Annotated in this window: 20 protein-coding genes; 12 read left to right on the top strand and 8 right to left on the bottom strand. The window is 66.0% G+C overall.

All coding sequences use genetic code 11. The features are described from left to right. Nucleotides 1-178: 178 nt before the first annotated feature. From bioC to bioB, 4 genes are all read right to left on the bottom strand, one after another. Entirely contained in the window at nucleotides 179-982 is an 804-nt protein-coding gene (bioC, locus tag LRS11_RS07205; RefSeq protein ID WP_260496182.1) for a malonyl-ACP O-methyltransferase BioC, read from the bottom strand. Next, nucleotides 975-1,706 carry an alpha/beta fold hydrolase gene (locus tag LRS11_RS07200; protein ID WP_260496181.1) on the bottom strand — a complete coding sequence of 244 codons (732 nt, stop codon included), beginning with the start codon at nucleotides 1,704-1,706 and terminating at the stop codon, nucleotides 975-977. Before LRS11_RS07200 ends, bioC begins: the two co-directional genes overlap by 8 nt. Next, entirely contained in the window at nucleotides 1,699-2,868 is a 1,170-nt protein-coding gene (bioF, locus tag LRS11_RS07195; RefSeq protein WP_260496180.1) for an 8-amino-7-oxononanoate synthase, read from the bottom strand. The genes LRS11_RS07200 and bioF overlap by 8 nt, the downstream gene beginning before the upstream one ends. A gap of 85 nt (nucleotides 2,869-2,953) precedes the next feature. Further along, nucleotides 2,954-4,012, bottom strand: coding sequence for a biotin synthase BioB (gene bioB, locus LRS11_RS07190; protein WP_182832292.1), 1,059 nt, complete (start codon nucleotides 4,010-4,012; stop codon nucleotides 2,954-2,956). A gap of 72 nt (nucleotides 4,013-4,084) precedes the next feature. Between bioB and LRS11_RS07185 the strand changes: the two genes are divergently transcribed. The 4 genes from LRS11_RS07185 to rarD all read left to right on the top strand — a co-directional run bounded on the left by LRS11_RS07185 (nucleotide 4,085) and on the right by rarD (nucleotide 7,526). Continuing rightward, nucleotides 4,085-4,822: a ComF family protein gene (locus LRS11_RS07185; RefSeq protein WP_260496179.1), complete on the top strand. Its 738-nt coding sequence runs from the start codon at nucleotides 4,085-4,087 to the stop codon at nucleotides 4,820-4,822. 134 nt (nucleotides 4,823-4,956) lie between these two features. Then, nucleotides 4,957-5,931 (top strand): serine/threonine protein kinase, encoded by a 975-nt coding sequence (locus tag LRS11_RS07180; RefSeq protein ID WP_260496178.1) that lies wholly within the window; start codon nucleotides 4,957-4,959, stop codon nucleotides 5,929-5,931. Nucleotides 5,932-5,954: 23 nt separating this feature from the next. Further along, nucleotides 5,955-6,515, top strand: a complete 561-nt coding sequence (locus LRS11_RS07175; RefSeq protein WP_260496177.1) for a DUF4166 domain-containing protein — start codon at nucleotides 5,955-5,957, stop codon at nucleotides 6,513-6,515. Nucleotides 6,516-6,632: 117 nt separating this feature from the next. Continuing rightward, nucleotides 6,633-7,526: an EamA family transporter RarD gene (gene rarD / locus LRS11_RS07170; protein ID WP_260496176.1), complete on the top strand. Its 894-nt coding sequence runs from the start codon at nucleotides 6,633-6,635 to the stop codon at nucleotides 7,524-7,526. 653 nt (nucleotides 7,527-8,179) lie between these two features. Here rarD and LRS11_RS07165 read toward each other — a convergent pair. After that, nucleotides 8,180-8,698 carry a glycine cleavage system protein R gene (locus tag LRS11_RS07165; RefSeq protein ID WP_260496175.1) on the bottom strand — a complete coding sequence of 173 codons (519 nt, stop codon included), beginning with the start codon at nucleotides 8,696-8,698 and terminating at the stop codon, nucleotides 8,180-8,182. Between the two features lie 102 nt (nucleotides 8,699-8,800). Continuing rightward, complete coding sequence (locus LRS11_RS07160; protein ID WP_260496174.1) at nucleotides 8,801-9,250, bottom strand: N-acetyltransferase; 450 nt, start codon at nucleotides 9,248-9,250, stop codon at nucleotides 8,801-8,803. 179 nt (nucleotides 9,251-9,429) lie between these two features. Here LRS11_RS07160 and LRS11_RS07155 point away from each other — a divergent pair, with 179 nt between their 5' ends. From LRS11_RS07155 to LRS11_RS07140, 4 genes are all read left to right on the top strand, one after another. After that, on the top strand, nucleotides 9,430-11,607 hold the full coding sequence (locus LRS11_RS07155) for a malate synthase G (RefSeq protein WP_260496173.1): 2,178 nt from the start codon (nucleotides 9,430-9,432) through the stop codon (nucleotides 11,605-11,607). 431 nt (nucleotides 11,608-12,038) lie between these two features. Continuing rightward, nucleotides 12,039-13,856 (top strand): DUF1302 domain-containing protein, encoded by a 1,818-nt coding sequence (locus tag LRS11_RS07150; protein WP_260496172.1) that lies wholly within the window; start codon nucleotides 12,039-12,041, stop codon nucleotides 13,854-13,856. 11 nt (nucleotides 13,857-13,867) lie between these two features. Continuing rightward, a complete protein-coding gene (locus LRS11_RS07145) occupies nucleotides 13,868-15,244 on the top strand; it encodes a DUF1329 domain-containing protein (RefSeq protein WP_260496171.1) in 1,377 nt (458 codons plus the stop codon). 154 nt (nucleotides 15,245-15,398) lie between these two features. Continuing rightward, the gene (locus LRS11_RS07140) at nucleotides 15,399-16,325 is read left to right on the top strand and encodes a LysR family transcriptional regulator (protein ID WP_260496170.1); all 927 of its coding nucleotides are present in this window, start codon (nucleotides 15,399-15,401) and stop codon (nucleotides 16,323-16,325) included. 87 nt (nucleotides 16,326-16,412) lie between these two features. Here the strand turns inward: LRS11_RS07140 and LRS11_RS07135 are convergent, their stop codons facing one another. Next, nucleotides 16,413-16,880, bottom strand: coding sequence for an OsmC family protein (locus LRS11_RS07135; RefSeq protein ID WP_260496169.1), 468 nt, complete (start codon nucleotides 16,878-16,880; stop codon nucleotides 16,413-16,415). A 157-nt stretch (nucleotides 16,881-17,037) separates the two neighbouring features. Here LRS11_RS07135 and LRS11_RS07130 point away from each other — a divergent pair, with 157 nt between their 5' ends. From LRS11_RS07130 to LRS11_RS07115, 4 genes are all read left to right on the top strand, one after another. Further along, on the top strand, nucleotides 17,038-18,213 hold the full coding sequence (locus tag LRS11_RS07130; protein ID WP_260496168.1) for a M20 aminoacylase family protein: 1,176 nt from the start codon (nucleotides 17,038-17,040) through the stop codon (nucleotides 18,211-18,213). Nucleotides 18,214-18,216: 3 nt separating this feature from the next. Then, a complete protein-coding gene (locus LRS11_RS07125; protein WP_260496167.1) occupies nucleotides 18,217-19,515 on the top strand; it encodes an MFS transporter in 1,299 nt (432 codons plus the stop codon). A 17-nt stretch (nucleotides 19,516-19,532) separates the two neighbouring features. Then, nucleotides 19,533-19,688 carry a hypothetical protein gene (locus LRS11_RS07120; protein WP_260496166.1) on the top strand — a complete coding sequence of 52 codons (156 nt, stop codon included), beginning with the start codon at nucleotides 19,533-19,535 and terminating at the stop codon, nucleotides 19,686-19,688. 161 nt (nucleotides 19,689-19,849) lie between these two features. Continuing rightward, nucleotides 19,850-20,941 carry a M14 family metallopeptidase gene (locus LRS11_RS07115; protein WP_260496165.1) on the top strand — a complete coding sequence of 364 codons (1,092 nt, stop codon included), beginning with the start codon at nucleotides 19,850-19,852 and terminating at the stop codon, nucleotides 20,939-20,941. Here LRS11_RS07115 and LRS11_RS07110 read toward each other — a convergent pair. Beyond that, on the bottom strand, nucleotides 20,938-21,690 hold the full coding sequence (locus LRS11_RS07110) for a glutathione S-transferase family protein (RefSeq protein ID WP_260496164.1): 753 nt from the start codon (nucleotides 21,688-21,690) through the stop codon (nucleotides 20,938-20,940). The genes LRS11_RS07115 and LRS11_RS07110 overlap by 4 nt on opposite strands. Nucleotides 21,691-21,701 lie beyond the last annotated feature (11 nt).

Genomic DNA, 21,701 nt, shown 5'->3' with positions numbered 1-21,701 from the left:
TTGCCGACTCTTTAGCCAACAGTGGGGTGTCGGTGCCGGTGACGAAGAACGCTCTGCTCATAGTTCTCTCGAAGTACGCATGTAGGAGATTCGACGGAGCGCTGCGCGCAGCAAACTCTGTAGGAGCCAGCTTGCTGGCGATCTTGGCGGGTCAAAAGCATCGCCAGCAAGCTGGCTCCTACAATGGCTTGTGCAGCACGCCATAGACCACCTGGTAGGTGGCTGGCAGGCCCTCGGGCTGGCGGAAAACCTCATAGGCCTCGACCAGCGCGCGAATCCGCGCCCGCCCGGTCAGGCCGCCAGGGCGCCCCGGATTGAGGTTGTGTGCGCCGAGCGCCTTGAGTTCATGGGTCAGCTCGCGCAGATCGGGGAAGTGCAGGCGCTGCGCCCGGCGCTCCAGTCCGAGCACCTGCAAGCCGCTGTCGGCACACAGCTGCTGGTAGTCGGCGAAACGGCGGAATCGATTGACGTGAACCAAACCATCCACCGCCTGCCAGCTGTCGCGCAGCTCCTGCAGGGTGCCGACACACAGACTGGTGAAAGCCAGCACGCCGCCGGGCCTGAGCACGCGGCGCGCTTCGTCGAGCACGGCGGAGAAATCGCCACACCACTGCACCGCCAGGCTGGAAAACAGCAGATCGCAGCAGCCATCGCGCAGCGGCAGACTCTCGGCATCACCGGCGACGAATTGCTGCGCACCACCCAGCGGCCGAGCGTGCCGCAGCATGCCTTCGGCCAGATCCAGAGCCACGCCCTCGGCACCAGGGAAGCGCGCCGCCAGCACCCGACTGAAATGCCCGGTGCCGCAACCCAGGTCCAGCCAGCACTGCGGCGCCAGCTGCAGCGGCAGGCGCGCCAGCAGTTCGACACCCACGGCGCGCTGCAGGGCGGCGACGCTGTCGTAGCTGTGCGCCGCGCGGGAAAAGGACTCCGCGACCCGGCGCTTGTCCGGCAAACCGCTCTGTTCGTGCCAGTCAGTCATCTCCGCCCTCGCTGAGGAACGCCAGGATCGCCGCCGCCACTTCATGGGGCCGCTCCAGCACGAAGGCATGGCTGACGTCTTCGATCAGGCCGACCTCGATATCCGGCTGCAGCGCCAGCAGGTCGCCGGCCACCTCGGCCGGCACCAGCGCATCGGCGCCGGCCAGCAGATGCAACTGCGGCCCGGCGAAGCGCTGGATGGCACTGCGCCCATCGAAATTGCCCAGCACCTCCAGCCCAGCCAGCAGCACCTCGGGCGCCAGCTGCGGTGCGCCGGCCAGCAACTGGCGCGCCAGATCACGCGCGGTCTCGGCGCCCTGGCTGCAGAGCAGGCTGAAGCGCTTGCGGGTGGCGCGCGGGTCTTGCCGGCAGGCGTCGACAAAGGCGTTGAAGGTCGCCTCGGGCATGCCATGTGGCCAGTCGCCGCCGGCAACGAAGCAGGGGTTGCTGGCCAGCGTCAGCAGGCCGCGGCAGCGCTCGCCGCGCAGCGCCGCCAGCTCGCTGGCAAGCATGCCGCCCAGCGACCAGCCGCCCAGCCAGGTGTGCTCGGGCAAACGCTCGTCCAGCTCCAGCAGCCAGTCGCGCGGCTCGCCGCTGGCCAGTTCGGGCAGCGGCTCGATCACCACCTGCAGTTGCGGGGCCAGGCCGCGCAGGGCCTCAACCAGCACTTCCAGGGGCAGACTGCCGAGGCCCCAGCCGGGTAGCAGAATCAGTTGTTCACGCATCGTCGCGTACCTGCGGCCAGCACTCGGCCAGCGAGTCGAGCAGTTGTTCCAGCTGCGCCTCGCTGTGCGCGGCAGACAGGGTCACGCGCAGGCGCGCGCTGCCCACCGGCACCGTCGGTGGACGAATGGCGCCGACCAGCAGGCCGCGTTCTTTCAATAATGCAGATAATTTCAGCGCGCGCTCGCTGTCACCGACCAGGATCGGCTGGATCGGCGTCGGGCTGTCCATCAGGCTCAGGCCGATCTCGGCCGCGCCCTGACGGAAGCGCGCGACCAGTTTGTTCAGGTGCTCGCGGCGCCAGCCTTCCGTGCGCAGCAGTTCCAGGCTCTTCAGGGTGGCGCAGGCCACCGCCGGCGGTTGGCTGGTGGTGTAGATGTAGGGACGGGCGAACTGGATCAGCGTCTCGATCAGCTCCTCGCTGCCGGCGACGAAAGCCCCGGCCGTGCCGAACCCCTTGCCCAGGGTGCCGACCAGCACCTGCACATCGTCCAAGCCCAGGCCGAAGTGTTCGACTATGCCGCCACCGCTGGCGCCCAGGGGGCCGAAGCCGTGGGCATCGTCGACCATCACCCAGGCGTTGCTGGCCTTGGCCTCCGCGCAGAGGTTGGGCAGATCGGCCAGGTCGCCATCCATGCTGAACACCCCGTCGGTGACCACCAGAGTGTTGCCCCCGGCCTTGCGCAGACGGTTGCTCAGGCTGACTGCATCGTTGTGCAGGTAGCGCGAGAAGCGCGCCCCGGAGAGCAGGCCGGCATCCAGCAGCGAGGCGTGGTTGAGACGGTCTTCCAGCACCGTATCGCCCTGCCCGACCAGCGCCGTCACCGCCGCCAGGTTGGCCATATAGCCGGTGGAGAACAGCAGCGCGCGCGGGCGGCCGGTGAACTCGGCAAGGGCCTCTTCCAGCTGATGGTGCGGCGTACTGTGGCCGATCACCAGGTGCGAGGCGCCGCCGCCAACGCCCCACTTGGCCGCCCCCTGCTGCAAGGCGCGAATTACCTCGGGGTGATTGGCCAGGCCCAAATAGTCGTTGGAGCAGAAGGCCAGCAGCTGGCGGCCGTCGACCTGCACCAACGGCCCTTGCGGGCTGTCCAGCAAGGGCCGCTGGCGATAGAGATGCGCAGCGTGGCGTTCGGCGAGGCGAGCAGCTAGATCGAAAGGCATGTGCAATACCCGCTAGGAGCCAGCTTGCTGGCGATCCGTCGTCACAACCGATCGCCAGCAAGCTGGCTCCTACATGAAGAGCGGTTTAGGCCGAGGTGGCGTCGTAGAACAGCTTGGAGTCGCGCTGCTCGACCAGCGCCTGCTCGATGGCCGCCTGGTGTACTTCGTCGGCATGCTCTTCGCGCTCTTCCGGCTTGATGCCAAGACGGGCGAACAGCTGCATGTCCTTGCTCGCCTGCGGGTTCTTGGTGGTCAGCAGCTTCTCGCCGTAGAAGATCGAGTTGGCGCCGGCCATAAAGGCCAGAGCCTGCATCTGCTCGTTCATCGCCTCGCGGCCGGCGGACAGGCGCACGTGGGATTTCGGCATCATGATCCGCGCCACGGCCAGCATGCGAATGAAGTCGAACGGATCGACGTCCTGCTCCTCGGCCAGCGGCGTGCCCTTGACCTTGACCAGCATGTTGATCGGCACACTTTCCGGGTGCTCCGGCAGGTTGGCCAGCTGGATCAGCAGGCCGGCGCGGTCGTCGAGCGACTCGCCCATGCCGAGGATGCCGCCGGAGCAGATCTTCATCCCCGACTCACGCACGTAGGCCAGGGTCTGCAGGCGCTCGCTGTAGGTGCGGGTGGTGATGATGTTGCCGTAGAACTCCGGCGAGGTATCCAGGTTGTGGTTGTAGTAGTCGAGGCCGGCCTCGGCCAGGGCGCGGGTCTGTTCCTGGTCGAGCTTGCCCAGGGTCATGCAGGTTTCCAGGCCGAGCTTCTTCACGCCCTCGACCATCTTCAACACGTAGGGCATGTCCTTGGCCGACGGGTGCTTCCACGCCGCGCCCATGCAGAAGCGGGTGGAACCGATGGCCTTGGCCTCGGCGGCGGCCTCCAGCACCTTCTGCACTTCCATCAGCTTTTCCTTGTCCAGGCCGGTGTTGTAGTGGCCGGACTGCGGGCAGTACTTGCAGTCTTCCGGGCAGGCGCCGGTCTTGATCGACAGCAGGGTCGAGACCTGCACGCGGTTGGCGTCGAAATGCGCGCGGTGTACGGTCTGGGCCTGGAACAGCAGGTCGTTGAACGGCTGTTCGAACAGTGCCTTGACCTCGGCGAGGCTCCAGTCGTGACGGGTGACGGAAGAAATGCTGGCACTCATCGGGGGTATTCCTTATTCGTTGGCTGCTAGGCTGGTCGCAACACGGCTGTTCGGCATCGTCAGGGAAGGACCATGCGCTGTCAACCACACCGAGACAACCAGGTTTACATCTGGGCAAAAAACAAACAATTCTGCCTGCTCTGCGCCGAACCCAGTGAGTCGGCACTGCCGCTGTGCAGCCCCTGCGAAAGCGAACTGCCCTGGCTGGGCGGGCATTGCGCGGTCTGCGCCGTACCCTTGCCGGACAGCGGGCTGGTCTGCGGCGCCTGCCTCAAGCGACCACCGGCTTTCGAACGAGTGGAAGCGCCTTGGCGCTATGCCTTCCCGATCGACAGCCTGATCACCCGCTTCAAGCACCAGGCACGTTGGCCATTGGGACGTCTGCTGGCCGACCTGCTGTCACATCACCTGCGACACGCCTTCGCCGAAGGCCTGCCGCGCCCCGACCTGTTGCTACCGGTGCCATTGGCCGGCAAGCGCTTGCGCCAGCGCGGTTTCAACCAGGCCGAGATGCTCACCGACTGGCTCGGTGCCAGCCTCGCCCTGCCCACGCAGAAGCACTGGCTGCAGCGCCCGCAGGACACCGCCCACCAGCAGGATCTGGATGCCGCCGCGCGCCTGCGCAACCTGCGCCGCGCCTTTGCCCTGGAGGCCAATGCAGAGGTGCAGGGCAAGCATCTGGCCGTGATCGACGACGTACTGACCACCGGCGCCACCGCCGAGGCCATCGCCCGCTTGCTGCGCAAGGCCGGCGCAGCGCGGGTGGATATCTACTGCCTGGCACGTACGCCCAAGCCGGGCGACTACTGAACCTGGCGTAGCCCGGACTTCAGTCCGGGAAACTGGCGCAGAGCCCCGGACTGAAGTCCGGGCTACCGCTGGCAACGCTTCTGTTATTGCGCCGGCCAGGGGTTACACTCTGCGCCCCGCAACCGGAGTCGCCCATGTCCCATCCTTTCGCCACGCTCACCCCCGACCTGGTGCTGGATGCCGTGGAGAGCCTCGGCTACCTCAGCGACGCCCGCGTGCTAGCCCTCAACAGCTACGAAAACCGCGTCTACCAGGTGGGCATTGAGGACGAGACGCCGCTGATCGCCAAGTTCTATCGCCCGGCACGCTGGAGCGATGCGGCGATCCGCGAGGAGCATGCCTTCAGCGCGGAACTGGCCGACTGCGAAATCCCGGTGGTGGCGCCCCTGGTGCGCGACGGCGAGACCCTGTTCGAGCACGCGGGCTTTCGCTTCGCCCTGTTCCCACGCCGCGGCGGTCGCGCCCCGGAGCCGGGCAACCTCGACCAACTGTATCGCCTCGGCCAACTGCTCGGGCGCCTGCACGCGGTCGGCGCCAGCCGCCCGTTCGCCCATCGCGAAGCGCTGGGCGTGGTCAACTTCGGTCACGAATCGCTGGCGACCCTGATGGATGGCAACTTCATCCCGCGCAGCCTGCTGCCGGCCTACGAGTCGGTAGCGCGCGACCTGCTCAAGCGCCTCGACCAGCTGTTCGCCAGCGTGCGCTACACGCCGATCCGCCTGCACGGCGACTGCCATCCGGGCAACCTGCTGTGCCGCGACGACAGCTTCCATATCGTCGACCTCGACGACTGCCGCATGGGCCCGGCGGTGCAGGACATCTGGATGATGCTCGCCGGCGAACGCCACGAGCGCCTCGGGCAACTGGCCGAACTGGTCGACGGCTACAACGAGTTCCACGACTTCGCCAGCCGCGAACTGCCACTGATCGAAGGCCTGCGCGCCCTCCGCCTGATGCACTACAGCGCCTGGCTGGCTAGGCGCTGGGACGATCCGGCCTTCCCCATGAGTTTCCCCTGGTTCGGCACGGAACGTTACTGGGGCGAACAGATATTGATGTTGCGCGAGCAGATGGCGGCGCTGGATGAAGAGCCGCTGAAGCTGTTCTAGGCTACGTCGGCCAAGGAGGCCCCATGCAAAGTGTCGAGCGCTGGTTCGGCGATGGCTTCAGCCAGCTTCATCCGTTGCTGCAGCAGCTGCATCGACAAGGCGGCAGTCTGCAGGGCAAGATTGATCTGCACCTGGGTAAAGGCCTGGCCGGCCTGCTCGGCAGGCGCCTGGCTGGTCGCCTAGGCATTCCTCTGGAGCATCCTCAGGTCGAGCTCAAGGTGATAATCCATTCCAGCGGCGCAACCCTGCACTGGGATCGTTACTTCGCCACGGCCGCTCCCCTGCTATCCACCTTTCATCCCCACGGCTGCTGGCCAGCGGGTTATTGGCTCGAGACAACCGGTAGTGTGCGCCTGGCCCTGGCGGTGGATATCCATGCCGGCGGCTGGTACTGGCGCCCACTCAAGGCCTGGCTGCATGGCGTACGCGTGCCACTCTGGTTGCTGCCGCGCACCAGCGCCTATAAACGTATCGACAACGGCCGCTACCACTTCCATGTCGGCTTTGCCTTGCCACTGCTGGGTACGCTGTTCAGCTACAGCGGCACGCTGAGCCTCAGCGAACAGTCACCTCGCAACCTGTAAAGCCAGGCTTACAGATATCGCCGCAGCGGCAGCCCGAACAGAGCTGAACAACCAGACAAGCTCGCCCTGCCCCACTAGAATCGCTGGCTTAGTTAGCTGCCTAACCAAGGATTCTGCATGGCCACCGCCAACCCGCAACGCGGGTATCTGCTGGGCATCATCGCCTACACCATCTGGGGTCTGTTTCCGCTGTATTTCAAAGCCATCCAGAACGTGCCGGCGCTGGAGATCATCGTTCATCGCGCGCTGTGGTCGGCGCTGTTCGGCGCCGCCCTGCTGCTGGCGTGGAAGCACCCGGGCTGGCTGCGTGAACTGCGCAATAACCCCAGGCGCCTGGGTGTGCTGGCGATCAGTGGCATGCTGATCGCCAGCAACTGGCTGGTCTATGTCTGGGCGGTGAACAACGGGCGCATGCTCGAAGCCAGCCTTGGCTATTACATCAACCCGTTGATCAACGTGCTGCTCGGTATGCTGCTGCTCGGCGAACGCCTGCGCCGCCTGCAGTGGCTGGCCGTGGGCCTGGCCGCGCTGGGCGTGCTGCAGCAGTTGTGGCAGGTGGGCAGCATTCCCTGGGTCTCGCTGGTGCTGGCGCTGACTTTCGGTTTCTACGGGCTGATCCGCAAGCAGGCGCCGGTGGCCGCCCTGCCTGGCCTGGTGGTGGAAACCTGGCTGCTGCTGCCGCTGGCACTCGGCTGGCTGCTCTGGCATCCGGCGGCGATGAGCACGCAAGGTGCATTCTGGAGCACCTCGCAGGCGCTGTGGCTGATCGCCGCCGGGCCGATCACCCTGGTGCCGCTGTTGTGCTTCAACGCCGCCGCGCGCCATCTGCCCTACACCACCCTGGGCTTCTTGCAATACCTGGCGCCGACCCTGGTGATGCTGCAGGCGATCTTGCTGTTCGACGAGCATCTCGACCCGAGCAAGCTGCTGGCCTTTATCTGCATCTGGGCCGGATTGGCGCTGTATAGCCTGGATATCTGGATCAGTCTGCGGCGCCGGCAGGTGGCCTGAGGGGAGTCCATCGGTGCGCCCTGTGCGCAGCAGAGGGTCCTGCGGGGGTGGTGGTGCGCACGGCGCACCCTACAACTATGCGGCTGCCTGGCTAGGGGCTAGGTATCGCCCCGTCTTGCACAGAAAACAACCAAACGGCCACAGACTGCAGCACGCCTGGCCTGGCGCCAGTCATCCCGACCTTATCCACAGAAGCATCCCCGGTCTTTGTGCACAACGCCTTGAAACTGCTGGTTTTTTAGTCAACAACCGAGAAGCTGCGGGGCACTAGGGGTGGCGCCGCCACTCCCCAGCTTATCCACAAGGCCATCCCCGTTAATCGGGGATATCGCCGGATGCTCAACTGCGCCGGACACAAGTGCGCCAAAGGCGGGATGGCCAAGGCCAGGTCGGTGGCGCAGTCGCTCAGAAAACGCTCAATCCCACGTAAGCCACAGCAGCCGCTGCCTGGCGCCGTTCATCCCGTGGTTATCCACAGAAGCATCCCCGGCCTTTGTGCACAACATCCTGAATCTGCTGGTTTTTTAGGCACTTAAAGAAAAGCCCCGGGGCACTAGTGCGTGCGCCGGGGCTCCCCAGTTTATCCACAGGTCCATCCCCGGAATTCGGGGATATCAGAATCTGCCGACGATCTCTTGATCGTAGACAGATTCTCATGGGTCGACGCGCAGATTCAGCTCCACCATCAGGTCATCGGCGAGGTTTTCCAGCTTGTCGCGCAGCACATCCAGCGACAGCGTCAGCGGTACCGCGAGCACCGCTTCGGCGTGAAACAGCGGTTCGCTGCTCATCGGCGCGGGCGCCACTTCGGTGGTCAGGCTTTCCAGGTTGACGCCCTGCTCGGCCAGCAGGCGGGTGATGTCGCGGACGATGCCGGGGCGGTCGTTACCGACCAGGTCGAGGAGGATCGGTTTCCAGGTGCAGGACGGCTCGATGCCGCTTTCCGCCACCAGCACGCGGATGCCCTGGGCATTCAGGGCCTGCAGCGACTCGACCAGTTCGTCGTAGCCTTCCGCCGGTACAGCCACGCGCAGGATGCCGGCGAACTGCCCGGCCATGCGCGACATGCGGCTCTCCAGCCAGTTGCCGCCATGGCCGGCGATGCACTGGGCGATGCGCTCGACCAGGCCCGGCTGGTCCGGGGCGATTACCGTGAGTACCAGATGATTCATGGAAAACCCCCTGTTGTATTTAAATGTAGGAGCGCGCTCTGCCCGCGAAACCAATCAGCGCAATGCTTCGCGAGCGGAGCTCGCTCCTGAGACTGCAAGCCTTCAATCCGCCAGGCTCAGCCAATAGGTATAAAACACCTCATCTCGTACATAGCCTAGCTTTTCATAGAGGGCCTGGCCGCCCAGGTTGGTCTTTGCCGTCTCCAGCTGCAGGCCACAGGCGCCCGTGGCCACGCCGTGGGCGCGGGCGGCATTCATCAGCGCCTCGGCGACGCCCTGGCGGCGCGCACTGGGTGCCACATACAGATCGTTGAGCAGCCAGGCCGGCGCCATACTCAGCGAGGAAAACAAGGGATATAGCTGCACGAAGCCCTGCGCCACGCCCTGCTCATTGCGGGCGATAAACAGGGTCGAATCGCCGCGCTGCAGGCGCGCGCCGATGAACTTGGCGATCTCCCCGGCCGCCCTGGGCACCTCGTAGAACTCCAGGTAGCCAGCGAACAGGCCGACCAATTCATCCAGATCATTTACACCCGCTTGTACCACGCGCATTGCAACCTCCGTTGTCAGTTGATCGCGCCAGTATAGATAGATCGCCGTCCAGCGCCGCCTGGCAGGCGCTGACAGACCGTGACTGATTTTTTCGTTTGAGTCATGTAGTATCCCGCGGCTCGTACTACATGGCCGTCCGGCCCGGATTTAGAGCTGTCTGGAATCAAGTGAGGCAAGCAATGACTGAGCGCGTTCAAGTCGGTGGCCTGCAGGTCGCCAAAGCCCTTTACGACTTCATCAACAATGAAGCCATCCCCGGTACCGGCATCGCTGCCGACAAGTTCTGGGCTGGCGCCGAAGCCGTGATCAACGATCTGGCCCCGAAAAACCGCGCCCTGCTCGCCAAGCGTGATGATTTCCAGGCCAAGATCGACGCCTGGCATCAAGGCCGTGCCGGCCAGGCGCATGACGCCGCCGCGTACAAAGCCTTCCTCCAGGAAATCGGCTACCTGCTGCCGGAACCGGCTGACTTCCAGGCCACCACGCAGAACGTCGACGAAGAAATCGCCCGTCTGGCCGGCCCGCAGCTGGTGGTACCGGTGATGAACGCGCGTTTCGCCCTGAACGCCTCCAACGCCCGCTGGGGCTCGCTGTACGACGCCCTGTACGGCACCGACGTGATCAGCGAAGAAAACGGCGCCGAGAAAGGCAAAGGCTACAACAAGGTCCGTGGTGACAAGGTCATCGCTTTCGCCCGCGCCTTCCTCGACGAAGCCGCGCCGCTGGAAGGTGCTTCCCACGTCGACGCCACTGCTTATGTAGTGAAGAACGGCCAACTGTCCGTCAGCCTGAAAAACGGCAACAGCACCGGCCTGAAGAACGCCGCCCAGTTCATCGCCTTCCAGGGCGAAGCTGCCGCGCCGAAGGCCGTGCTGCTCAAGCACAACGGCCTGCACTTCGAAATCCAGATCGACGCCAGCACCCCGGTCGGCCAGACCGACGCCGCCGGCGTCAAAGACGTGCTGATGGAAGCCGCGCTGACCACCATCATGGACTGCGAAGACTCGGTCGCCGCCGTCGATGCCGATGACAAGGTCATCGTCTACCGCAACTGGCTCGGCCTGATGAAGGGCGACCTGGCCGAAGAAGTGGCCAAAGGCGGCAAGACCTTCACCCGCACCATGAACCCGGACCGCGTCTACACCAAGGCCGACGGTAGCGAGCTGACCCTGCACGGCCGCAGCCTGCTGTTCATCCGCAACGTCGGTCACCTGATGACCAACCCGGCGATCCTCGATGCCCAGGGCAACGAAATCCCGGAAGGTATCCAGGACGGCCTGTTCACCAGCCTGATCGCCATCCACAACCTGAATGGCAACACCAGCCGCAAGAACACCCGTACCGGCTCGGTTTATATCGTTAAGCCGAAGATGCACGGCCCGGAAGAAGTCGCTTTCACCAGCGAAATCTTCAGCCGCGTCGAAGACGTCCTCGGCCTGACTCGCAACACCCTGAAAGTCGGCATCATGGACGAAGAGCGCCGCACCACCGTCAACCTCAAGGCGTGCATCAAAGCCGCCAGCGAGCGCGTGGTGTTCATCAACACCGGCTTCCTCGACCGTACCGGTGACGAAATCCACACCTCCATGGAAGCCGGCGCCGTGGTGCGCAAGGCCGCCATGAAAGCGGAGAAGTGGATCAGCGCCTACGAGAACTGGAACGTCGACATCGGCCTGGCCACCGGCCTGCAAGGTCGCGCCCAGATCGGCAAAGGCATGTGGGCCATGCCCGACCTGATGGCCGGCATGCTCGAGCAGAAGATCATGCACCCGCTGGCCGGTGCCAACACCGCCTGGGTCCCGTCGCCGACCGCCGCCGCGCTGCACGCCCTGCACTACCACAAGGTCGACGTGTTCGCCCGCCAGGCCGAATTGGCCAAGCGCGAGCGCGCGTCCATCGACGACATCCTGAGCATCCCGCTGGCGCCGAACACCAACTGGACCCCGGAAGAGATCCAGAACGAACTGGACAACAACTCGCAGGGCATCCTCGGTTATGTGGTGCGCTGGATCGACCAGGGCGTCGGCTGCTCCAAGGTGCCGGACATCAACGACGTCGGCCTGATGGAAGACCGCGCCACCCTGCGCATCTCCAGCCAGCTGCTGGCCAACTGGCTGCGTCACGGCATCGTCAGCGAAGAGCAGATCGTTGCCAGCCTCAAGCGCATGGCGCCGGTAGTCGACCGTCAGAACGCGGGCGATGCCCTGTACCGTCCGCTGGCGCCGAACTTCGACAGCAACATCGCCTTCCAGGCTGCCCTGGAACTGGTGGTCGAAGGCACCAAGCAGCCGAACGGCTACACCGAGCCGGTCCTGCACCGCCGCCGCCGCGAGTTCAAGGCCGCCAACGGTCTGTAATTCGCTGCTGCTGTGAAAGAACCGCCCTCCGGGGCGGTTTTTTTATGCCTGCGCCCCGAGCATTTCTGCCGGCGACAACACCACAACTGCCGCGGCAGGCTGCGTTACGGCAACACCCTCCCCCCTGCACAACAACGGCAAACCCATGCCCACACCTGGTGCGCCGGGCGAATCCTGCTTATCGAGATAACCCCAGGTTATGTGCCCTGCACACGGGCAAGCCCCGGCTGGCGGGCTTTGCAGCGCATTCAGCGACGCCCCCACGAGCAGCTCTCACCTTTGGCTATAGGCATAAGGATTATTCAGAAGTCAGGACCCCGGCAGCCCCCTAGGATGCCCCGGCAGCTGTCATCAGGCAGTCACCTAACGATGCGCCGCACGGCGATGGCCGGCGGCGGGCATTGATCAGCAGTTCCCAGGCGGAGAGCAGCATGAATAGAACAACAAAAGGCGCAGGGGCCATGTACCCCCATGCCCTGGCACTGGCCGTAGCACTGGCAAGCGCGCTACCGGCCCAGGCCGCCAGCTTCAACATCGGGGAAATCGAGGGGCGTTTCGACTCGTCGCTGTCCATCGGCGCCAGCTGGGCCATGGACGATGCCGACCGCACGTTCATCGGCAAGGCCAACGGCGGCACGGCCTCGACCCGCACCAGCGACGACGGGCGGCTGAACTTCAAGCAGGGCGAGACCTTCTCGAAGATCTTCAAGGGCATCCACGACCTGGAGCTGAGCTACGGCGACACCGGCGTGTTCCTGCGTGGCAAGTACTGGTACGACTTCGAGCTGAAGGACGAACACCGCCTGCTCTACGACATCGACGACAGTGGCCGCGACAACGCCGCGCAGTCGTCCGGCTTCGAGCTGCTGGATGCCTTCGTCTACCACAACTACCTGATCAACGACCTGCCGGGCAGCGTGCGCGCCGGCAAGCAGGTGGTGAGCTGGGGCGAGAGCACCTTCATCGGCAACAGCATCAACGCCATCAACCCGGCCGACGTCGCCGCGTTCCGCCGCCCCGGCTCGGAGCTCAAGGAAGGCCTGATCCCGGTGAACATGCTCTACGTCACCCAGGGCCTGAGCGACAACCTGTCCATCGAGGCCTTCTACCAGCTGGAATGGGAGAAGACCGTGCTCGACAACTGCGGCACCTTCTTCGGCGCCGACACTGCGGCCAAGGGCTGCGACATCGGCATGACCAGCTTCGGCAGCGACGTCGACCGCGATGACCCGACCGCCTACGGCTACGTGCCGCGCCTGAACGACCAGGAAGCGCGTGACAGCGGCCAGTTCGGCGTGGCCATGCGCTGGCTGGTGCCGGAGCTGAACGACACCGAGTTCGGCTTCTACGCCATGAACTACCACAGCCGCACGCCGGAGAGCATGTGGCTGGTCGGCGCGCCGAGCCTGGCCAGCCTGACCGGCGAACCCGGCCCGGCGACGTCGCGCTACTACCTGGAATACCCGGAAGACATCCGCCTGTACGGCATCAGCTTCGCCACCACCACCCCGGATGGCACCGCACTCTCCGGCGAGATCAGCCACCGGCCGAACATGCCGCTGTCGCTCAACGGCACCGAGGTGTCCACCGCCGCCGGCGTCGGTGGACTGGTCGACATGCTCGGCATCGACGGCCTGGCGATCTTCGACCAGGGTTGGGCCGACGCCAGCCAGGGCAGCCTGGTGCAGGGCTACAAACGCATGCCGTTCAGCCAGGCCCAGGTCAGCGCCGTACGTACCTTCGACCAGGTACTCGGTGGCGACCGCCTGACCCTGGTCGGCGAAGTCGGCTACAGCCATATCGGCAACCTCGGCTCCACCGACGGTTCCGACCTGCGCTTCGGCCGCAGCAGCGTGTTCGGCTACGGCCAGCTCAGCGATGCCGCCGCAGCCCTGGGCATGACCGGCAACCAGCTGTGCCAGGCGCTGCTCAACAGCGCCAACCCGGACCAGTGCAGCGACAAGGGCTTCTACACCGAGAACTCCTGGGGCTATCGCCTGCGCGCCATGCTCGACTTCAACGACGCCATCGCCGGCATCAACCTCAAGCCCAACCTGGCCTTCGCCCACGACGTCGAGGGCTACGGGCCGACCTTCACCGAGGGCAACCAATCGCTCAGCGTCGGCCTCGACGCCGACTACCTGTCCAAATACACCGCCAGCCTGAGTTACACCGACTACTTCGGCGGCGACTTCAACACCAACACCGACCGCGACTTCCTCGCGTTCAGTCTCGGCATGAGTTTTTGAGGGCACTGCACATGACGTTTTCCCTGCTTCATACCCAACTGCTGCGTGCCGGCTGCCTCAGCCTCGGCCTGTTCGCTGCCGGCCAGACGCTGGCGGCGGTACCGACCGAGCAGGTCGCCCGCCTCGGCCAGGACCTCACGCCGATCGGCGCCGAACAGGCCGGCAACGCCGACGGCAGCATCCCGGCCTGGACCGGCGGCATCGGCCCGGACGCCGGCCAGCGCGACGCCAACGGTTTCCTCAGCGACCCGTTCAGCGCCGACCAGCCGCTGTTCACCATCACCGCCGAGAACCTCGCGCAGTACCAGGACAAGCTGACTCCCGGCCAGCTCGCCCTGTTCAAGCGCTACCCGCAGACCTACCGCATCCCGGTCTACCCGAGCCGCCGTTCGGTGATCATGCCCAAGGCCTACCTGGACACCAGCCGCCTCAACGCCGCTGACACCCAGCTGGCCGAGGGCGGCAACGGCCTGCTCAACTACCGCAGCGGCGGCCTGCCGTTCGCCATCCCGCAGAACGGCCTGGAAGTGATCTGGAACCATATCGGCCGCTACCGTGGCCTGACCTTCCAGCGCATGGTGGTGCAGGCCTCGCCGCAGGCGGGCGGCGCCTTCACCCCGAGCCTGATCAAGCAGCAGCTGGCCTACCCAGCCGGGCTCTCCGACTATGCCCCGGCGGAAATGGCCAACGTCCTGTACTTCTACCGCGAGGAATTCCTCGCCCCAGCGCGCATGGCCGGCGGCGTGCTGCTGGTCCACGAGACCATCAACCAGGTCAAGGAGCCGCGCATGGCCTGGCAGTACAGCGCCGGCCAGCGCCGCGTACGCCGCGCCCCGCAGATCGCCTACGACAGCCCCGGCGCCGAAGGCATGCGCACCATGGACGACCTGGACCTGTTCAACGGCTCGCCGGATCGCTTCGACTGGCAGCTGGTGGGCAAGAAGGAGATCTACATCCCCTACAACAGCTACCAGCTCGGCTCGCCCAAGCTGAAGTACAGCGACATCATCCAGCCGGGCCATATCAACCCCGCACACACCCGTTACGAGCTGCACCGCGTCTGGCACGTCAGCGCCACCCTCAAGCCGGGCCAGCGCCACGTCTACTCGCGCCGCGACCTGTTCATCGACGAGGACAGCTGGCAGGCCGCCGAAGCCGATGCCTACGACGGCCGCGGCCAGCTGTGGCGCGTTTCCGAGGGCCACGGCAGCTTCTTCTACGACCAGCAGGCGCCGCAGTTCAGCGCCGAGACCCACTACGACGTGCTCTCCGGGCGCTACGCGGTCAACGCGCTGTACAACGAACAGCCCAACGCCTACCAGTTCGGCGTGCCGTACAGCCGCAAACAGTTCACCCCCAGCGCCCTGCGCGCGGCGGGGATCCGCTGAGCAACAGCGGCGCCACGTACTACTCCTTGGGCGACCTGCGGGTCGCCGTTTTTTTAACTTACAAATCGTCTGGGGCTGTCCATCGGCATTCAGCCACGAGGTGCGTTTTTTGCTTTAGATTCCGTCCCTTACCTACACAAGCCCGGCCTTGCCCATGAAGTTGCACCAGCTCCGCGCCATCGTCGCCATCTGTGAAAGCGGCAGCATTCAGGAAGCCTCGCGCCTGCTGCATATCTCCCAGCCGGCCCTGTCCAAGGGCATCAAGGAACTCGAGGCCGAGCTCGGCGTGCCTCTGCTGCTGCGCTCCAACCGTGGCATCACCGCCACCGAATACGGCGAACGCCTGGTGCGCCGCGCGCGCCTGATCCTCGAAGAGGTGCGCCGCGCCCGCGAGGAAATCGAAACGCTCAAGGGCACCATGGATGGTCGGGTTTCGATCGGCGTGTCGCCGGTTACCCCCGGCGCCCAGTTCATCAATAGCCTCAACCGCTACCGCAAGCGCTACCCCGACGTGCAGGTGCAGATCCACGAACTGCGCCCGTCGAAACTGATGGAAGGCCTGCGCGAAGGCCAGCTCGACCTGGTGCTGACCTCCCTGCCGGCCAGCCGCAACAGCGAGGGTTTCAGCTGGACCGAACTGTATGAGCAGCCCACCGTGCTGGCCGTGCGCAAGGGCCACCCCCTGCGCGGTGCGCGCACGCTGCACGAGCTGCGCGAGCAGGAGTGGTTGCTGCAGGATTCGCTGGAGCAGTCGCGGGTCGGCCTGATGTTCGAAAACTACGGCGTAGCACCGCCCCAGCGCGTCATCGAATGCGCCTCGGTGGTGCTGTGCTGCGAGCTGGCGCTCAACACCGACGCGGTCAGCTACTGGTCGCTACGGGTACTGGAGCACGTGCAGCGGCTCGGCCAGGAGCTGGAAATCCTCGACCTGGCGGAACAGGTGCCGCCGATGAACATCTCCCTGGTCTGCCGCGACCAGGAGCTGATGACCCGCGAGGCCAAGGCCCTGGCCGACGAGCTGGTGTACGCCTACAAGAGCCCGCATGCGCCGAAGCTGGGCGAGCTGCTGCCGGGCAAGTGAGTCGGCACCCCTCGCCCACTTATGGGACGCTGGAAAAGCCCCTCTCCCTAGCCCTCTCCCGTAAACGGGAGAGGGGACTGTCCGCGATCAGATGACGCCCTGCGGTTCGCAGCGCACTTCGCTCTTCACCGAGTTGGCGATAAAGCATGCCTCATGGGCCTCGTGGTGCAGGGCATCGAGCTGCTCACGGCTGGGTGCGGCGCCGGCGAAGGTGACCGCCGGGCGCAGGGTGACGCGGGTCATGGCCAGGCGGCCCTCGGCGTTCTTGCCCATGCGGCCTTCGGCTGCATCGCGGTAGGCATCCACGCGCCAGCCGTCGCGGGCGGCCAGGGACAGGAACCACAGCATGTGGCAACTGGACAGCGCGGCGACGAAGGCCTCTTCCGGGTCCACCGCGTCTTCGCGCGAGCCCGGCAATGGCACCACCTGCGGCGAGGACGATGCCGGCACCTCGATGCCGCCGTCGAAACGCCACAGGTGGCCACGGCTGTAGCGGTTGTCGAGGAAGTCCTGATCGCCACGCGACCAGAGGATTTCAGCGCTATACAGGGCCATCACTATCTTCCGAACGGACAGGGCGTTGCAGCATAACCAAGGGCTGCGCACCTGGCACATAACCAAAGTCGATACACATGCGCAGAGGTGATTATCTCGGCCACCCCGGCCTGCGGCATGCTGCGCGGCAATCTGGGTATCACCACAAGGACAAAAAATGCAGCTGATCCCGCAGATCCTCGCCTGGCAGGATGAATTCGCGTCGATTCGCCGACAGATCCACCAGCATCCCGAACTCGGCTTCGAGGAGCAGCGCACCAGCGAGCTGGTCGCCGATTACCTGCGCCAATGGGGCTATGAAGTACACCGAGGCATCGGCGGCACCGGCGTGGTCGGCGTACTGCGCAACGGTCGCGGCAGCCGCAGCATCGGCATCCGCGCCGACATGGACGCCCTGCCGATCCATGAGGAAAGCGGCGTCGCCCACTGCAGCCAGCACGCCGGCAAGATGCACGCCTGCGGCCACGACGGCCACACCGCGATCCTGCTCTGCGCGGCGCGCTACCTGGCCGAGACCCGGCAGTTCGACGGCACCCTCAACCTGATCTTCCAGCCCGCCGAAGAAACCCTCGGCGGCGCCAAGCGGATGATCGAGGACGGCCTGTTCCAGCGCTTCCCCTGCGACGCGGTGTACGCCCTGCACAATATGCCGGGCCTGCCGGTGGGCATGTTCGTCACCCAGGCCGGGGCGATGAGCGCCTCGTCGGACGTAGCGACCATCAAATTGATCGGCGTCGGTGGCCACGGTGCCATGCCGCACAAGGCCAAGGATCCGGTGGTGGCCGCCGCCGAGCTGGTCCTGGCCCTGCAGAGCATCGTCGCGCGCAATGTGCCGGCCGGCGAAGTGGGCGTGGTCACGGTTGGTGCGATCCAGGCCGGCGAGGCACACAACGTGATTCCCGATGTGGCGACGCTCAAGCTCAGCGTGCGCTCGACCAACCCGGATATCCGTAAACTGCTGCGCAAGCGTATCAGCGCGATCGCCCAGGGCGTGGCGCAGACTCATGACCTGGACGTCGAGCTGGACTACGACGAGCGCATCGGCGTGCTGCTGAATACTCCGGCAGAAACGACCCTGCTGCAGAACGTGGCGCGCCAGCTGGTCGGCAGCCAGGCGCTGCTGACCAGCGTGCCGAGCGGCTACCTGGGCAGCGAGGATTTCGCCTCGATGCTGGAAGTGCGCCCCGGCTGCTACATCGTCACGGGCAATGGCAACAGCGGCCCGAGCGGCTGCATGGTGCATAACCCCGGCTACGACTTCAACGACCAGGCCATCCCCTTCGGCGCCAGCCTCTGGGGTCGCCTGGTGGAAACCTATCTGAGCGAGGCCTGAGCCATGCAGTCCCCTTCCCACAACCGCCGCAGCCTGATCATCTGCATGCTGATGGCGGTGATGGTCATCAGCGTGCTGGACAAGACCATCTTCGCCTTCGCCGGCCCGCAGATCATCGACGAGCTGAAACTCAGCCCCGAACAGTTCGGCTTTATCGGCAGCGCATTCTTCTTCCTCTATTCGCTGTCCGGCGTGCTGGTCGGTTTTCTCGCCAACCGCCTGCCGACTCGCTGGATCCTGTCCGGCATGTCGGTGGTGTGGATGGCTGCGCAGATCCTCACCGCCATCAGCACCAGCTTCTACGCCCTGGTCGCCAGCCGCATGCTGCTCGGCGCCGGCTGCGGCCCGGGCACCGCGGTGACCCAGCACGCCGCGTTCAAATGGTACGCCCCGCGTGAGCGCGTACTGCCGGCGGCCTGGATCCAGGTGGCGATCATGTCCGGCGCCATCCTCGGCGCGCTGTCGCTGCCGCTGCTGATCCAGCACCTGGGCTGGCGCGCCGGCTACCTGCTCCTCGCCGGTGTCGGCCTGCTCTGGCTGACGCTGTGGCTGCTGGTCGGCCGCGAAGGCCAGCATGATGACACCCAGGGCGAGGCCGGCGGCGGCACCGCGCCCTATAGCCAGCTGCTGCTCAACCGCACCTTCGTCTTCGTCACCCTGGCCGGCTTCTGCACCTACCTGCCCACCGCGCTGATCTACAGCTGGATTCCCACCTACCTGCAGAAGGGGCTAGGCATGAGCCCGATGCAGTCCGGCTACGTGGTGATGGCCGCCACCCTCGGCGTGATCATCCTCAACCTGCTGGTCTCCAGCCTGTCGCAACGCGCCCTCAAGCGCGGCGCCAGCGTACGCCTGGCCATGGCCGTGCCGATAGCCGCGGCCTGTCTGATCGGCGGTGTGGCGATGAGTCTGCTCGGCTTCGTCGAGCAGGGCGTGGGCATGACCATCGCGCTCTATCTGCTCGGCGGCGCCATCGTCAACCTGGTGCCGGCCTTCGCCAACTCCGCCGTCGCCTACATCGCCCCGGCCAAGCAGCGCGGCAGCATGCTGGCCATCCACATCGGCCTGATGACCAGCGCCGGCATGCTCGCCCCGCATGTGGTCGGCCAGGCCATCGGCTGGCAAGGCGGCGACCTGGTGCGGGGCTTCGAGCTGGCCGTCGGCCTGTTCGGCCTGGTGCTGATCGGCGGCGGCCTGCTCGCCCTGCGCCTGATCGACCCGGAGCGCAGCCGCGGCGACATTGCCGTCATCACCCAGGCCTCCAGCGATCCCGTCAACGTGCCGGCCCCGAGCCAGGCCTGAGTCAGGAGTTCCCTGCCATGCAGCAACGCGTCAACACCCCGCAGCACCGCCCGGACTCCCGCGAATTGCAGCCGACCTGGCGCCGCGCCGAGTTCGGCACGCAGATCGTGGTGGAAACGGTGGAGTACGGCGCGCGCCTGAGCAGCATCGGCCGCGTGGTGATCGCCTCATGATCCACAGCTAAATCAGGCGGCCCACAAGGCCGCCAACCCGGGGCAAAGCCCCACCCCAACCCTCCTTGCCGCCGCCCGGTACAGGCCACAAGCCCGCACCGCGGGCCCGGCCGCGCCTGCGAAACCGCGCGGGCGCTCCACCCCACCACACGGAATGCACCATGGACCTTTCCTGCTTCTCGCAAAGCTATGCCGAAGCCCGGCAGAAATTCCTCGACGCCAGCGCTGCCGCCGGACTGCTGGTCGAGTCGCATATCCACCCGCTGCAAGGTCGTGACGGCGAAGAGCTGGCCCTCGATGTGGCCCGCCTCGGCGCGCCGGATGCCACCAATCTGCTGATCCTGAGCAGCGCCTGCCACGGTGTGGAAGGCTTCTGCGGCTCGGGTCTGCAGATCGATCGGCTGCGCGACAGTGCCTGGATCGAACGCTGCAAGCGCGACGACCTGGCCGTGCTGTTCCTGCATGCGCTCAATCCCTACGGTTTCTCCTGGCTGCGCCGGGTGACCGAGGACAACGTCGACCTCAACCGCAACTTCATCGACTTCAGCCAGCCGCTGCCGGACAACCCCGACTACCGCGCCATCGCCCACCTGCTGCTGCCCAGGCAGCAGCCACCGACCCTGCGCAGCACCCTCGGCCTGCTCGGCTACGCCCTGCGCCATGGCCGTATGGCGTTGCAGGGCGCCATCTCGCGCGGCCAGCACAGCGATGCCACGGGCCTGTTCTTCGCCGGCAGCGCACCGACCTGGAGCAATCAGACCCTGCGCCAGGTGCTGCGCCAGCATGGTCGGCAGTGTCAGCGCATCGGCTGGGTCGATGTGCACACCGGCCTCGGCCCGCGCGGCGTCGGCGAGCGCATCTACAAGGGACAGCAGGTCGCGGCGGACATCGCCCGCGCCCGGCGCTGGTGGGGCGCAGGGGTGACCAACAGTGCCGAGGGCAACTCGGTGTCGGCCAGGCTCAATGGCACCATCGAGCTGGTGGTCATGCAGACCTGCCCGCAGGCCGAGTACAACGGCCTGACCCTGGAGTACGGCACCCTGCCGGGACTCAAGGTGCTCAACGCACTGCGCGCCGAGCACTGGCTGCAGCGCAACCCGCAGGTGCCCGCCGCCCAGAGCGGGCGGATCAAGCGCCAGCTGCGCGATGCCTTCTATGTCGATGCCGACGACTGGAAACAGCAGGTGCTGGCGCAAGGCCGCGAGGTGCTGGAGCAAACCCTGGCAGGGCTGGCCTCGCCGTTGACCGATTAGCAGCGACTCATCGGCCCGCGCACCGGCTGGGCACCCAACAGGCTGCGCTCGCTGAGTGGCGCCCCGGCGGCCAGCAGGGCGGCGCGCTGCTCGGCGATCGGTACGCGCGCGGCCACCGCCTCGTAGGCGCCGAGGTGGGCGAAGGCCGGCTCGGCGAGCGCCGCCTCGACCCAGGCGGCCAGGCGCGGCCAGCGCTGGCCATCGACCCGGTAGCGGGCGAACTGGGCGTTGCGGAAGAAACTGGCCAGGGCGATGTCGGCGATCGACAGCGTGCCGAACAGCCAGCCGCGCTCCGGCAGCTGGGCCTCCAGGTAGTCGCAGATGCCCGGCAGGTCTTCCTCGTAGGTCTGCCGCAGCACCTCCGGGTCCGGCTCGCGGCCCCACACCGAGCGGCCGATCACCAGTTGGTTGAACAGTTGCCAGATGATCACCTGGCCCAGGCGGCTGTCGGCGTATTCCTCCAGCCAGCGGGCCTGGGCGCGCTGACCGAGGTCCTCGGGATACAGGCGCGGCTCGGGGTAACGCTCCTCCAGGTACTGGCAGATCACCGAGGAGTCGTTGAGCACCAGGTCGCCATCGACCAGCACCGGCACCTGGCGCAGCGGACTGAGGCGGGTGAATTCGTCGTCGCCGAAGAACGGCACGATGGGATCGACCTGGTAGGCCACGCCTTTCAGTTCCAGCAGGACCAGCACCTTGCGCACATAGGGCGACAGGTAGGAACCGATGATCAGCAGAGGTTGCGGCATAGGGGGCCTCG

Source organism: Pseudomonas sp. J452, from assembly GCF_024666525.1.
Lineage (GTDB): Bacteria > Pseudomonadota > Gammaproteobacteria > Pseudomonadales > Pseudomonadaceae > Aquipseudomonas.
This window is presented reverse-complemented; position numbering and strand designations above follow the sequence as displayed.